A 14,482-nucleotide genomic window follows, 5' to 3' on the forward strand; every position below is an offset into this window, starting at 1 on the left:
CCCCCAGACGGACCCCCAAGACCCATCAGGAAAGGCGCGACCCATGCAAACCCCAGGATCGGACCCCACCCCGATGACCAACCTGTCGCACCTGCACCCCTATCGCGCGAACGCGCCTGCGGCAAACGACCGCACGACCGCACCCGCGATGAAAGGCATCCTCCTGGCCGGCGGGTCGGGCACCCGGCTGCACCCCATGACGCTGGCCACCAGCAAGCAGTTGCTGCCGGTCTACGACAAACCGATGATCTATTATCCGCTCTCGACGCTGATGCTGGCCGGCATCCGCGACATCATGATCATCTCCACCCCCGACGACCTGCCGCAGTTCCAGCGCCTGCTGGGCGACGGGTCGCAATACGGCGCACGCTTCAGCTACCGCGCCCAGCCCAGCCCGGACGGCATCGCCCAGGCGTTCCTGATCGCCGAAGACTGGCTGGCCGGCGCCCCCTGCGCCCTGGCGCTGGGCGATAACCTGATCTTCGCCGACCATCTCGGCACGCTGCTGCAAGGCGCGGCAAAACGCGACAGCGGGGCCACCGTCTTCGCCTATCAGGTGCGCGACCCCGAACGCTACGGCGTGGTCAGCTTCGATGCCGAAGGCCGCGCCAGTTCGCTGGTCGAAAAGCCCGCCACCCCGGCCTCCCCCTGGGCGGTCACGGGGCTGTATTTCTACGATGCCCGCGTCAGCACCTTCGCCCGCCAGATCCGCCCCTCGCCCCGAGGCGAACTGGAAATCACCGACCTGAACCGCATCTATCTCGAAGAAGGCTCTCTCCAGGTCGAAAAACTCGGCCGGGGCTGCGCGTGGCTGGACGCCGGCGTGCCCGACGCCCTGCTCCAGGCCGGCATGTTCGTGCAGACCATCCAGTCCCGCCAGGGCATGCTGGTCGGCTCGCCGGCCGAGGTCGCCTTCCGCATGGGCTTCATCGACGCCGCGCAGCTCCGCACGCTCGCCGGCAGCGTTTTCAAGACCGAACTCGGCCGGCACCTGCACGACGTGGCCGAGGCGGCCGCGCCATCCACCCCCGTGCCGATCTCGGCATAAACCGGCACGCGATGGACATCCTGCCTCCGTCTTCCGATGCCCCGCCGCCCTGGTCCGCAAGCGGGCCGGAGGCGGCACCGGCCTGGCCGACCGCTCTCCCCAGCCCCGCACGCCGCGCCCCCCGGGTCGCGATCCTGCTCTCCACGTTCAACGGCGCCCCCTGGCTTCAGGCCATGCTCGATTCGATCCTGGCGCAGGACTGGATGCAATGGATGCTCCTGTGGCGCGACGACGGGTCGGTCGACGGCTCGGTGGCCATCATGCGACAATTCCAGAGCGGTCCGGGGGCCGGGCGCTGCCGGGAAATCGACCCCGGCGGCGGCCATCTGGGCATCGCCGCCTCCTACCAGATGCTCCTGCGCGCGGCACCGCCCGCCTCGACAGTCGCCTTCGCCGAGCAGGACGATGTCTGGCTGCCCGAGAAACTCGCACGCGGCCTGGCCTGCCTGGCCGACATGCAGGCGAACGGCCCCGCGCTCTATTGCGGCCGGCAGATTCTGGTGGATTCCGCCCTGCGCCCGCTCGGCCTGTCGTCACCCCGCACCGAACGACCGGGCCTGCTCGCGGCCCTGGCGCAGAACGCGGCCGCCGGATGCACCGTCATGATGAACGACGCGGCACGCGCCCTGGCCACGTCCGGCACCCTGCCCGACACGCCCGCCGCCCATGACTGGTGGGCCTGCCTGCTGGTACTGGCCGCCGGCGGCACGGTACGGGTCGATCCACACCCCACAGTGCTGCACCGCCGGCATCGCGGCGAACGACAACCATACGGTCCCGAGCGTTTCATGACGGCTTTCCGCCGGAATGTCCGCCAGTTGCTGGCCCATGAAGGGTTGCTCTCCGCAACGGCCCGCAGCGATCTCGGCCGGATCGAAGCCGTGCTCGACGGCCGCCGCCGCGACCGCCTGCGGCTGCTCAGGACCATGCCGGGGCTGCACCGGCCCCGATGGTTGGAAAACATGATTTTCCGGCTGCGTTTTATCGCAGGGGCGTAAGTCTTCGTTCTTTTTTGCAAAAAAGAACCAAAAAACTCTGATTCGTTCAGAAATTTTTTGCTGGGGACATGCGATGTTCCTAGCCCGCCGTCCGCATATTTCCCCGCCAGGGGCGCGAAGCCTGCCGCGTCACCCACGCCCGGATGCGCTCCAGCAGCAGATAGACGATCGGCGTCGTGTAAAGCGTCAGCAACTGGCTCATCACCAGTCCGCCGACCACGGCAATGCCCAGCGGACGACGCAGTTCGATCCCGTAGCCGCTGCTGACGATCAGCGGCACCGCCCCGAAGGCAGCGGCCAGCGTCGTCATCAGGATCGGCCGGAAACGCTTGGCGCAGGCTTCGCGGATCGCCTCCTCGGGCGACATGCTGCCGTCACGTTCGGCATGCAGCGCGAAATCCACCATCAGGATCGCGTTCTTCTTCACGATACCGACCAGCAGGATCACGCCGATCATCGCAATCAGCGAGAACTCCTCGCCCGTTATCCAAAGCGCCAGCACCGCCCCCACCGCCGCCGACGGCAGGGTGGAAAGAATGGTCAGCGGATGCACATAGCTTTCGTACAGAATGCCGAGCGTGACATACATCGTCGCCAACGCGGCCAGAAACACCAGCAATTCGTTGATCATCGCGGTCTGGAACTGTTCCGCCTGCCCGGTAAAGCCGCCCTGGATCGACACCGGCACATGCAGCCGCACCATCGCACCGCGAATTTCCGCCGTCGCTTCGTCCAGCGACCGCCCCGCGGCTAGGTTGAAGGAAATGGCACCCGAGACGAAACCATCGCGATGCCCGACCGAAATCGAGGTCGGGCGATCATGGATCGCGGCCACCACCGGCAACGGCACCATCGTCTCGATGCTGGACGACACGGCCGACCCGCTCGAAGCCCCCGCCCCACCCGCCAGCCGGTTGGCGATGGCATTGCGGAAGGATTGCTGGCTCAGCGTCGCGACCCGCGAGGCATCGCCGCTGCTGGGCGTAGGCACGCGCACCGTGTTGGACACCGTGCCGCCCCCGGCGGTCCCGCCCGAAGTCGAAACCCAGAAAGCCTTCATGATGTCGGGCGACTGGCGATAGACCGGCGCAACCTCCATCACCACATGATAGGTGGCCAGCGGGGTGGAAATGTTCGAGGCACTGCGCTGGCCATAGGCGTCATACAACGCCTGGCTGACCAGTTGCGGCGTCACCAGAAAGCGCGCGGCGGTATCGCGGACGATATCGACATGCGTTGCCACCCCGTGACCGGTCAGGTTGGTGGTGATGTCGGTCATCACCTTGCTGCCCTTCAGAGCGTCGACGATGCGCGGCGTCCACTCATAGATCTGCTCGGCATTGTCGCTGCGCAGCACATAGCGATAGGCGCCCTGCTGCTGGCGGCCACCACCGCCATTCACATCTCCCGCCGAAAACAGCGACAGCCGCACGCCCGGCAACCCCTTCAGGCGCTCGCGCACGCGGGCGATCATCTCGTCGGGTCCGTCGCCGCGCTCATGCTTGCCGATCATCTGCGCGAAGGCCTGCCCCTCCACCCGCGTATCGCCCGAAAAGGCCGCCACCGATTCCGTATCCTTGTCGGCCATCATCGCGGCACTCACGGCCTGGATCTTCTGGTTCATCTTCTGGAACGAGCCGGATTCGTCGCCACGGAAATAGCCCACGACCAGCGCCACATCCTCCTTGGGGATGATGGTCTTGGGCATCATGACGATAATGCCCACGGTCGCCAGCAGGCTGAACGGCAGGGTCGCCAGCACCAGCCACCGGTGCCGCAACGCCCGGTCCAGCGAGCGGACATAACCATTCAGAACCGCCTCGAACACGGACTCGAAGCCGTCGCCCAGGCGGCGCAGGCCGCGCCGCAGGGCCGACGCACCGGCGGGCAGCGGCGCCCCGTGCGCCACATCCAGCAGCAGGCTGCACATCATCGGCGTCAGCGTCACCGACAGGAACAGCGAAACCGTAACGGCGGTCGCCAGCGTCATCGCGAATTCGAAGAAGATCTTGCCCGGCGTCCCCGGCATCAGCAGCAGCGGCAGAAACACCGCGACCAGCGCGATGGTGATCGACAGCACGGTAAAGGCGATCTCGCCCGAACCCAGCAGCGCGGCCTCGCGGCGGGGCATCCCGTCTTCCATGTGGCGGGCGATGTTCTCCACCACCACGATCGCGTCATCGACCACGAAGCCGGTCGCGATCGTCAGCGCCATCAGCGACAGCGTATCCAGCGAAAAGCCCAGCAGGTACATCACCGCCAGCGTGCCCGCCAGCGAGATCGGCACCGTCACCGCCGGGATCAGGGTCGAACGCGGCGCCCGCAGAAACACCAGCACCACCCCCACCACCAGCAGCACCGAAATCAGCAGCGTCAATTGCGTATCGGTCAGCGAGGCACGGATCGTGATCGACCGGTCCATGCCCGGCGTCAGCGTCACGCCCGAGGGCAGGGCCGCCCGCATGCTCGGGATACGCTCGCGGATCGCATCCATCACATGAATGACGTTGGCACCCGGTTGCGGCCGCACGACGGCCATGACCGCGCGATGCCCGCTGAAATAGCCCGTCTGCCGCTCGTCCTCCACCCCGTTGACCACCGAGGCCACGTCGGCCAGACGCACCGGCCGCCCGGACCGGTACCCCACCATCAGGCCCCGATAGTCCTCTGCCCGCCGGGCCTGGTCGTTGGTCGCGATCGTGTAGCGTTGCGGCCCCACATCGACATAACCCTTGGGCGTGTTGGCATTGGCCGAAGCCAGGGCCGAGCGGATATCCTCGAAGCCGATGCCGTATTTGAACAGCGCATACGGGTTCATCTCCACCCGCACGGCCGGGGCCGAACTGCCCGCGATCTCGATCCAGCCCACGCCCTTGATCTGCGACAGCATCGGCTGAAGATGCGTCTTCATGACATCGTACAGTTCGGACATCGGCCGGCTGTCCGATGTCAGCGCCATGATCATGATCGGATTGTCGGACGGATTGGCCTTCCAGTATTGCGGCACCATCTGCAAGGTGGTGGGCATGTCCTGCGCCGCCGCCCGCAATGCCGCCTGCACGTCATTGGCCGCACCGTCGATGTTCCGGCTGTCGTCGAACGTCAGCAGGATGAAGGCCGTGCTGTCGGTCGAATCCGACTCGATCGAACTGATCCCGGCAATCTGGCCCAGCCGCCGTTCCAGCGGCGTGGTCACCGAGGTCGCCATCTGCTGCGGCGAGGCCCCCGGCTGGGTCGCCACCACATAGATCACAGGAACCGAAATGTTCGGCAGGTCCCCCACCGGCAACGCGCGGTAGGCGAACAGGCCCGCAAGCACCAGCGCAACCGCAATCAGCGTTGTCGCGACCGGGCGCAGAATGAAAGGACGGCAGGGGTTCATACGGAAATGCGCATAGCGGATGACAACGGCCTGTGCATCAGCTTTCCATCACGCCCGGCCGCACCCCGCCCCGGCCGTACCACAGCGCCGCGACGAAGAAGCCCACATAATAGCCGATATCGGCCCCGCCCAACCATCGGGCGACAGGACCGGTATAAATCTGGCTGGTCGAGAAAAGCAGAATGGTGACCACCGAAACGACAATGAAGATCGTCGCCCCCCGCGTCCAGCCGGCAGGGACCGGATGCACCGTACGGTCGCCGAAATACCAGTCCGCCAGCACGATGCCGATCCAGGGCGCGATCCAGTACATCGTCACCACCAGGTAATCGGTATAAAGCGCCGCATACCGCCCGGCTCCGGCCACCGCCAGCCCATAGCCGAGCGATGCGGTGATAATCGCCGCCAGCACGCGCGGAATATGCACGCCGGCGGAAATCAGGCTGTAGCTGGCGGTATTGTCGTTGAACGAATTGCCGGTCACCGACGACAGCGCGATCACGGCCAGCACCATCGGCCCCAGCGGCCCCGCCGCGTGTTGCAGGCTGGCGATCACCGCCGTCGGCGACGGCTCGGCGACGCTGGCCGCCGTCAGCAGGCCGAGGATCTGAAACGGCACCGCCGAACCCAGCAGCCCGGCCAGCGCCAGCCACACCACCCGCCCCGGCGCGGTATCGGCCGGCAGGTAGCGCGTATAGTCCGAGGAATAGGACGCCCAGGACAGGTTGAAACTGGCCAGGATCGCCACCGCCAGCAGCATGGTCGCCAGCGTGGGCGGATGCGCCGCATGCGGCAGCGCCCCCCCATGCCACGCCGCCTGCGACCCGATCACCGCAAAAGCCGCCAGCAGCGCGGCGCCGAGATATTTCTGCAACGCCTGCACCACGTCGTGGCCGTAGATGCTGGCCACCATCTGTGCCGCGGCCAGCACGCCCAGCGCCAGCCAGAACGGCGGCGCAACCCCCGCCACGATCGACAGAAACGCGATCAGCGCCGTGGCGGCGGGCACATTGTTCACCGCGTCCCACCCGACGCAGTAAATCCAGTTGAGAAAGGCCGGCGGCCGGATACCCAGCCGCCCCAGCGCCCGGCGCGAAGCCTCCATCTGCGTCAGCCCGGTCGGCGGGCCGATCGCGGCCGCCAGCGCCACCGGCACCGCCCCGATCACATTGCCGATCACGATCGCCAGCAGCCCGAAGCGGAAATCCAGCCCCAGCGAAACCAGCAGCGCCCCCGTCACCCAGCCACCGGGGCCGAGATTGGGCGAGAAATGGCTCCAGAACACCCGGTCCAGCTTCATCGTCTTGCGCTCGGCCGGAACCGGGCGCGACACGGCGGCGGCGCCTAGCTCCTCCATGGCCGGGGGACGCAGAAAGGACATCGACAACAGTCCGGACCCCCGATCATGATGACGTCGAAAGCAATCGTGGCCCGAACCTTCACCGCTGGCAAGCCGTCCGTCAGGACGACATGCCCCCCGTCTCGGGCATCGAGCCGGCCTGCCCGGCAGGCTGGCGGCTGTAATAGAGTTCGGCCAGGCGCGGCGGCAGCAGATCCATCAGCCGCGACCCGGCCACCAGCCACCACGGAAACACGATCCGCCGCCGCCCGGCCGCCACCCCGCGCAGGATCGCGGCGGCGGCGTCATCGACCTCGGTCAGGCCCGGCATCGGAAAATCGTTGGCCGCCACCATCGGCGTGCGGACAAACCCGCAGCAGACGCTGGACAGCAGAATGCCGTCCCGCGCCGTATTGCCCCCGGTCGCGACCATGAACCGGTCCACCGCCGCCTTCGACGCGCAATAGGACGGCGTGCCAGGAAACGCGACCAGCCCCGCCACGGAGGCAATCGCGCAGATCCGCCCCCGCACGCCCCGCCCATCCCGCGCCTGCCCGCTCATCGTCTCCAGCGCCGGCAGCACGGTATTGATCACGCCACCCACATTCACATCCAGCACCCGCCGCACCTGCCCCGGCGCCTCGCGCGGCGCGCCGGCCGCCCGCGCCGCCGTGGAGGCCGTAATGCCGGCACAGGCGAACACCAGGTCCAGCGTCCCGGCATCGCCGATCCATTCCGCCATGCCCTCCGCGTCGCGCACGTCCTGGCGCCGCGTCAGCGCCCGCGCGCCACGCGCGGCACAGTCCCGCGCCACGGCCTCCAGCCGGTCCGGATCGCGCCCGCCCAGGTGCAGCAGCACTCCGGGGGCCGCCAGATGAAGGGCGATCGCGCGCCCGATGCCCGACGAAGCGCCGGTAATCAGAATCATGTCCCGTTTCATGTTCGCCAGAATAGAGACTGCCTGATAAAAGACCGCAAATCCGCGCCGGGTCCGGTGCGGAACGGTAGTGGCAGCGGACCAGGAAAGAGGGGGGATATGCCGACGATGACGCCCAGCAGGGAACGACATGGCCCATCCGCCCGGCCGCACGTTGCGCGGCGCGGGGTCTGCCTGGTGATCTCCGCCCCCTCGGGTGCCGGAAAATCCACCATCGCCAACGCCCTGCGCGCGGCCGAGCCCCAGTTGCTGCACTCCGTCTCGGTCACCACCCGCCAGCCCCGTCCGGGCGAGAGCGAGGGCGTGCATTATCATTTCCGCACCATGGAACAGTTCGAGCAGATGGCCGCGACCGGCGACCTGCTGGAATGGGCGACCGTGTTCGGTCGGGGCTACGGCACGCCGCGCGGCCCGGTCGAAGCCGCCCTGGCCGAGGGGCGCGACATGGTCTTCGATATCGACTGGCAGGGCCATCGCCAGATCCGCGCGGCCTTGCCCGACGACGTGATCAGCCTGTTCGTACTGCCCCCCTCGCTGGCCGAACTGGAACGCCGCCTGCACGGTCGCGCCTCCGACCATGCGGAGGAAATCGCCAAGCGCATGACGGCGGCACGGGATGAAATCGCCCATTGGCGGGAATTCGACCACGTCATCGTGAATACCGACCTGGACCAGGCGATTGCCGAAGCCCGCTCGATCCTGGTCGCCGCCCGGCTCCAGACGGCACGCCAGAAGGGCCTCCCCGCATTCGTCGCCAGCTTCGAGGGCTGAATACCGGCAAGCCTGCCTGCCATGCACCCGCATCATCCCACGGTCGGCAATCCCTGTGTCGTCGCCCGCCTGTCTGCTAGGATGGGAACGTGAACCAGATCGATACCTCCCAGACCGAATCCCGCCCCGGAGAAGGCTCCCTGCTGGGCCTGACCCAACGCCAGCCCCCCGCCAACATGCAGGCGGAACAGGCCCTGCTGGGCGCGCTGCTGACCAATAACCGCGCTTATGAGCGGGTGTCGGACTTCCTGACCGGCGCCCATTTCGCCGATGCGGTCAACGGCCGGATCTACGATGCCATCGCCCGGCGGGTCGAGGCCGGGCAACTGGCCGACCCCGTCACCCTGCGCGGCGAGTTCGAACATTCCGGCATGCTGGAGCCGGTCGGCGGCATGGCCTATCTGGCCCGCCTGCTCACGTCGATGGTCGGCATCATCAATGCCGGCGATTATGGCCGGGTGATCCACGACGCCTGGGTGCGCCGCCAGTTGATCGAAGTCGGCGAAGAAGTCGTGAACAACGCCTTCGGCGCCCGCCCGGACCTGACCGGCGTCGACCAGATCGCGGCGGGCGAGGAGGCACTGTTCCGCCTGGCCACCGACAAGGGGCAGGATGGCGGCTTCACCAGCTTCGATCGCGCCCTGGCCGACGCGCTGGAAGTGGCCGAGAAGGCCTTCCACCGAGAAGGCGACGTGGTGGGCCTGACGACCGGCCTGCGCGATCTCGACAAGAAAACCGGCGGCCTGCATCCCTCCGACCTGCTGATCCTGGCCGGACGTCCGGCGATGGGCAAGACGGCACTCGCCACCAAGATCGCCTTCAGCGCCGCCCGCGCCCTGATGCGCGAGGCCCAGGACGCCGCACCGGGCACCCAGCCCAAAGGGTCGGTGGCCATCTTCTCGCTGGAAATGTCGGCCGAGCAGTTGGCCACCCGTATCCTGTCCGAACAGGCCAGCGTCTCGGGCGAACGCATCCGCCGGGGCGAGATCGGGCAGAAGGAATTCGACCGCTTCGTCCACGTCACGCGCGAACTGGCGCAATTGCCGCTGCATATCGACGACACCCCGGCCATCTCTCTGTCGGCCATGCGCACGCGCTGCCGCCGCCTGGCCCGCACCAAGGGCCTCAGCCTGGTGGTGGTCGATTACCTGCAACTGATGCGCCCGTCGGTCGGCACCCGGCCGGAAAGCCGCGTGCTGGAAATCTCCATGATCACCCAGGGCCTGAAGGCGATCGCCAAGGAACTCAGCGTGCCGGTCATCGCCCTGTCCCAGCTCTCGCGTCAGGTCGAAAGCCGCGAGGACAAACGGCCGATGCTGTCGGACCTGCGTGAATCGGGTTCGATCGAACAGGACGCCGACGCGGTGATGTTCGTCTATCGCGACCAGTATTACCTGCAACAGCGCCAGCCCAAGGAAACGGCCTACGATTCGACCGACAAATTCCAGACGGCGCTGGAAGACTGGCAACGCAAGATGGACCTGGCGCACAACCGCGCCGAACTGATCCTGGAAAAACAGCGTCACGGCCCCACCGGAACCGTGCATCTGTTCTTCGAGGGCGAATTCACCCGCTTCGGCGATCTCGACCTGGTGCATGAAGGCGGATACCCGCCTTCCTGATCACCAGAACCCGCACCTGATCCGAAACCGCCTTCCTCCCTGCGATCCTGCCGAGATATCCATGCAAACCATCACCATGTCTCTGGCCGCCTTTACGGCATCGGCGGCCATTTTCACGATGTCGCCCGGCCTGGACACGGCAACCGTCCTGCGCACCTCGACCACGTCGGGGACGAAAAGCGGGCTGAGCGCATCGCTCGGCATCACGGGCGGCCTGCTGGTGTGGGGCATCGGCGCGGCATTCGGGCTGACGGCCCTGCTGGCGGCATCGGCGCTCGCCTTCAATATCGTGAAATGGGCTGGTGCCGCCTATCTGTTCTATCTCGGAATCGGCATGCTGCTGCACCCGCGCACGGCTTTTTCGGGGGACCCCACGGCGGCAACCCGCAGGCTGTCTCCCGCCGCCGGTTTCCGGCAGGGGTTCATGAGCAATATCCTCAACCCGAAGGTGGGTATTTTCTACATCACGTTCCTGCCGCAATTCATTCCTCACGGCGTCAACGTGATTCTCTTTTCCCTGCTGCTGGCCGGTCTTCAGGCGGTCATGTCCATGTCCTGGCTTTCCCTGCTCGTCGCCCTGACGGTTCCGTTCAGCCACATCCTGTCACGCCCCGCCGTCGTCAGAAGGCTCGACCGCCTGACCGGCTGCATCTTCATGGGCTTCGGCCTCAAACTGGCCCTGACCGACCGACATTGAACGAGCGGCCGCGAAGGCTCACGCCCGTATCATGCCCCGCAGAGCGGCGACAACGCCTGACATCGTATAGGGTTTCGCAAGCACCGGAACCGCCGAAAACGCTTCCATCGCCGACGAAGCCGCTTCGTACCCCGTAGCGAACAGGAACGGAATGCCCCGTTCGGACAGGACCCGAGCGACGGGGAAGGAACTTTCTCCCGCAATATTGACATCGAGAATGGCCACATCGACCGGATATCTCTCCAGGATATCGAGCGCGGCCTGAGGCGTGGACGCGATATGGACATGCGCCCCATGCTCCATGCCCAGCACGTCTTCCAACTCCATCGCGATGAGGAACTCATCTTCCAGCACAAGGATGGTCCGGTCTTTCACGGTCGCATGCTCCGCTGCTTCATCAGAAGAAAGATCACCGCCCCGCGGCGGGTCCACGATGGCGGGGTTCTCAACCATCAGTCGACCACCGAAGACCTCCATCCCCGTCCAATGAGCGCCCCACCTCTACCCCTCTGCCACCCCTATCGTCCCCATGATGTTCCCCCGATGCTGAGGCCGGGCAGCACATTCGTGATATCAGCCGAACTCATCGGCACGGCGCCGCGCCCCTGGCCAGGGCTTGCCCCCACACCCACCGTGACCTGCCCATGCATCTTGCCGTCGTCAGGCTTGTAGGCCGCCCCACCCAGCGACGGATCACCGCCGACATGACGAAAAAGAACGGCCCGAGGATCATCATGCCGGGCAGTAGGATGGGTACATCCGGACAAGGCCGATCCGACCATGGCAAAGACCACAACAGATTTCATTATAACAATGACACCTCTTCACCACGGCCCTGTTCTACCACCGTTTTCCGACACACGCCGAGGGCGGAATCCAGCAGAACTCTGCCTCAAAAGATCCTTGAATATTTTGGAATATTCCGCCCTTGCATGATCACACTCATTCATCCGGCGACTTACAAGGTCAACCCGTAGAGCAACGCAGTAACATCGCATCCAAGTGCGTATGCACCGCAGAAACGGACACCGTACCGCATGATCCACGAAGTCAGCGGAAATGTCGGCAATGGCGGGATGACATATCAGAAAGTGGCTCCGACATAGGCTTCCATGCGGACCGCGCCTCTGAGGCTGCTACAGAACACGCCCAAGATCAAACTCAACGGGAGCGACGCAACCAAGGCGCCAAAGCCGGGATACACGCGTCGCGCCGTTCCCGGACACGAACCTGTCATGAGCCCGACGAAGTCCGCAAGTTTTGCCCCTTAACAGGCAGCGATCCGTCTAATTTTAAGGAGAATGGCGCACCCGAAAGGACTCGAACCTCTAACCCCCAGATTCGTAGTCTGGTGCTCTATCCAATTGAGCTACGGGTGCGTCGTGGAGCGCTGTTTAACCGAGAGGTCGGGGAACGACAACCCCCTTCCAGCGATTTTTTTCATCTCCATGACAACGATCCGGGAATGGTTCCAGAGGGCAGGCCGGCATGGCAGAGTACGGCCGACTTCCGGCTCAGGGGAGCGGATGAGTAAAAACAACGAGGGGGGGGGCGGCATGGCCGGTCAGATGTGGAGAAACGGCAGGCGCGCAAGCATGGGCGTGATCGGGGTGGCATCGTTGCTACTGGGGCTTCTAGCCGGGCCGCAGAAAGCCGGCGCATGGGGCGTTGAAGGCCACCAGGTGGTCGCCGCTCTGGCCTGGAATTACCTGACGCCTACCACCCGGCACGCGGTCGACGCGATCCTGGCCAGCGACCACGACACGACCACGGGACCGGACCTGATGTCGCGGGCGGTCTGGGCGGATGTCTGGCGCCGCACACATCCCGAGACCGGTGAGTGGCATTTCGTCGATATCGAGATCGACCACCCGGACCTGGCATCGGCCTGCCATGGCTTTCCCACCTCATCGGTACCTGCCAGCACCGGGCCGGTTCAGGACTGCGTCATAGACCGTCTGGACGCCTTCGACCATGAACTCGCCGACAAGGCGACCAGCCCGGATGAACGCGCGCTGGCACTGAAATACGTCGTTCATTTCGTGGCGGACATGCACCAGCCGCTGCACGCTGCCGACAATCATGACAAAGGCGGCAATTGCGTGCGTCTGGCACTAGGCGGCCCGCGCACCGTGAATCTGCACAGCTATTGGGACACCGTGGCAGTGTCCGAAGTCGACCCGAACGCGCGGCACTTGGCCGAACGACTGTTCCACGAAATCACGACGAGCCAGAAGGAGGAATGGGAACAGGGCGACCCGAAGGCATGGGTCCAGCAGAGTTTCGAACTTGCCCGCACGGATGCATACAGCATTGGCTCCCCCCCTGGATGCCAGCAGGATGCAGCCCCCATGGCGTTGCCGCCCGGATATGACGCCATGGCACGCGGCGTGGTCACGGAACAGTTGAAGAAAGCGGGGGTTCGCCTGGCCCTGCTACTCAATCGCGCACTCGACCCTGCAACGTTCGCCGCCGCCCGCTAGGCAGCCGTTCGCGAGAATGCGGGCGTTTCAGGTTGCTTCAACCTGAAACGCCCCCAAATCCGGATTGCTATCCCAATTACAGAATGGCCCGCAGGGCAGCGCCCATGGAATGCGCACTGTCACGGGCTGGCGGAGTGCGATGATAAACGGCACTGGCCCGCGCAGCCGGGGTGCCGTCCACCGTTACGAGCCCTTGCGCGAAGACCAGGCTGCGGGTAATGCGCAACGTGTCCGCCTGCAATTCGGCCCACGCGCCCCGGGCCACCGGTGCCATGAAATCCATTGTCAGCGATACGGTGGGCAGGAAATCATCGCGCAGATCCTCCCGAAAGACGACTGCCAGCGCTAGGAAGATATCGCATACAGTCGCCAGTTTGCCCCCGTGACAGAAACCGGCCCGATTGCAGCATGTGGCGGTCACGCGAAAGCCGCCGATCAACGCGCCCGCTTCCTGCGCGACCAGAAAACCACCGCTTACCAGATTGTAACCGCTGGTCAGGGCTTCTGGCAGGGGAACGAAGCCGGGCGGGGGCGGCAGGGGATCGTCGACAGACTGGGGGGTGACAGTCATGCATGACCTGCCGGAACGGGCTGGGTGGTAAGGACTGAGTCCATCGGAAATTCTCCGTCAAGAAGTCTGAATGCTTCGGCGTGCAGAGCCGGAATATGGTGTCGGGCAAGCCGTCGTCAGGGCGTTTGCAGGGCGCGGGCGGCCTCTGTCGCGACATCGTGACGGAGGCGTACGACGCTGTGACCACCCGATGGGTGCACCCGGTTGGTCAGGATCAGCACGAAACTGTCGCTGGTCGGGTCCATCCAGAGCGACGTGCCGGTAAAGCCGGTGTGACCGAATGAACCTATTGGAAATACATCGCCTCGAGGCGAGGAATAATGTGTGCGGATATCCCAGCCGAGGCCCCGCCAATCGTCCTTGCCGGGCGGTTGCTGGGGGGTGGTCATCAGGAGCAGGGTTTCGGGTTTGAGGGGGAAGGCGCTGGGGCGGCCGGCTCGGCGGTCCAGAAGGGCCTGCGCGTAGACCGTCATGTCGGCGGCGTCGGAAAACAGCCCGGCATGGCCCGCCACGCCGCCCATGCGGCGGGCCGTGGGGTCATGGACGATGCCGCGCAGCATCACACCATGTTCGTCGAATTGGGTGGGTGCGATGGTGGGGTACCAGGAGGGGGGCGGGAGGAAACGTGACCGTG

Annotated in this window: 13 protein-coding genes and 1 tRNA gene; 6 read left to right on the top strand and 8 right to left on the bottom strand. The window is 65.7% G+C overall.

What is annotated here, in order from left to right:
* Positions 1 to 148 precede the first annotated feature (148 nt).
* Complete coding sequence (gene rfbA / locus ABF821_RS15845; RefSeq protein WP_415530712.1) at positions 149 to 1,048, top strand: glucose-1-phosphate thymidylyltransferase RfbA; 900 nt, start codon at positions 149 to 151, stop codon at positions 1,046 to 1,048.
* Positions 1,049 to 1,059: 11 nt separating this feature from the next.
* Positions 1,060 to 2,046: a glycosyltransferase gene (locus tag ABF821_RS15850; protein WP_415530701.1), complete on the top strand. Its 987-nt coding sequence runs from the start codon at positions 1,060 to 1,062 to the stop codon at positions 2,044 to 2,046.
* Between the two features lie 79 nt (positions 2,047 to 2,125).
* On the opposite strand, the gene ABF821_RS15855 is transcribed toward ABF821_RS15850, so the two are convergent.
* The 3 genes from ABF821_RS15855 to ABF821_RS15865 form a co-directional block, all read right to left on the bottom strand.
* Entirely contained in the window at positions 2,126 to 5,428 is a 3,303-nt protein-coding gene (locus ABF821_RS15855; protein WP_415530702.1) for an efflux RND transporter permease subunit, read from the bottom strand.
* Between the two features lie 37 nt (positions 5,429 to 5,465).
* Positions 5,466 to 6,809 carry a purine-cytosine permease family protein gene (locus ABF821_RS15860; protein WP_246402174.1) on the bottom strand — a complete coding sequence of 448 codons (1,344 nt, stop codon included), beginning with the start codon at positions 6,807 to 6,809 and terminating at the stop codon, positions 5,466 to 5,468.
* A gap of 79 nt (positions 6,810 to 6,888) precedes the next feature.
* Positions 6,889 to 7,707 carry an SDR family NAD(P)-dependent oxidoreductase gene (locus tag ABF821_RS15865; RefSeq protein ID WP_415530704.1) on the bottom strand — a complete coding sequence of 273 codons (819 nt, stop codon included), beginning with the start codon at positions 7,705 to 7,707 and terminating at the stop codon, positions 6,889 to 6,891.
* A 96-nt stretch (positions 7,708 to 7,803) separates the two neighbouring features.
* Between ABF821_RS15865 and gmk the strand changes: the two genes are divergently transcribed.
* The 3 genes from gmk (at position 7,804) to ABF821_RS15880 (ending at position 10,794) form a co-directional block, all read left to right on the top strand.
* On the top strand, positions 7,804 to 8,475 hold the full coding sequence (gene gmk / locus ABF821_RS15870) for a guanylate kinase (RefSeq protein WP_415530705.1): 672 nt from the start codon (positions 7,804 to 7,806) through the stop codon (positions 8,473 to 8,475).
* Between the two features lie 98 nt (positions 8,476 to 8,573).
* Positions 8,574 to 10,097 (top strand): replicative DNA helicase, encoded by a 1,524-nt coding sequence (locus ABF821_RS15875; protein WP_375288977.1) that lies wholly within the window; start codon positions 8,574 to 8,576, stop codon positions 10,095 to 10,097.
* Positions 10,098 to 10,158: 61 nt separating this feature from the next.
* Positions 10,159 to 10,794, top strand: coding sequence for a LysE family translocator (locus tag ABF821_RS15880; protein WP_415530706.1), 636 nt, complete (start codon positions 10,159 to 10,161; stop codon positions 10,792 to 10,794).
* A gap of 18 nt (positions 10,795 to 10,812) precedes the next feature.
* On the opposite strand, the gene ABF821_RS15885 is transcribed toward ABF821_RS15880, so the two are convergent.
* The 3 genes from ABF821_RS15885 to ABF821_RS15895 form a co-directional block, all read right to left on the bottom strand.
* Positions 10,813 to 11,169: a response regulator gene (locus ABF821_RS15885; RefSeq protein WP_415530707.1), complete on the bottom strand. Its 357-nt coding sequence runs from the start codon at positions 11,167 to 11,169 to the stop codon at positions 10,813 to 10,815.
* 143 nt (positions 11,170 to 11,312) lie between these two features.
* On the bottom strand, positions 11,313 to 11,600 hold the full coding sequence (locus tag ABF821_RS15890; protein WP_183010310.1) for a hypothetical protein: 288 nt from the start codon (positions 11,598 to 11,600) through the stop codon (positions 11,313 to 11,315).
* Between the two features lie 496 nt (positions 11,601 to 12,096).
* Positions 12,097 to 12,173: transfer RNA gene (locus tag ABF821_RS15895), tRNA-Arg, on the bottom strand.
* A 147-nt stretch (positions 12,174 to 12,320) separates the two neighbouring features.
* Between ABF821_RS15895 and ABF821_RS15900 the strand changes: the two genes are divergently transcribed.
* On the top strand, positions 12,321 to 13,277 hold the full coding sequence (locus ABF821_RS15900; RefSeq protein WP_415530708.1) for a S1/P1 nuclease: 957 nt from the start codon (positions 12,321 to 12,323) through the stop codon (positions 13,275 to 13,277).
* Between the two features lie 76 nt (positions 13,278 to 13,353).
* Here ABF821_RS15900 and ABF821_RS15905 read toward each other — a convergent pair whose 3' ends face one another.
* Together ABF821_RS15905 and ABF821_RS15910 are read right to left on the bottom strand one after the other, a co-directional pair.
* Complete coding sequence (locus ABF821_RS15905) at positions 13,354 to 13,848, bottom strand: PaaI family thioesterase (protein ID WP_415530709.1); 495 nt, start codon at positions 13,846 to 13,848, stop codon at positions 13,354 to 13,356.
* A gap of 116 nt (positions 13,849 to 13,964) precedes the next feature.
* On the bottom strand, positions 13,965 to 14,482 hold a 518-nt coding region (locus ABF821_RS15910), incomplete at its 5' end, for a serine hydrolase domain-containing protein (RefSeq protein ID WP_415530710.1).

Source organism: Gluconacetobacter sp. (genome assembly GCF_047721585.1).
Lineage (GTDB): Bacteria > Pseudomonadota > Alphaproteobacteria > Acetobacterales > Acetobacteraceae > Gluconacetobacter > Gluconacetobacter dulcium.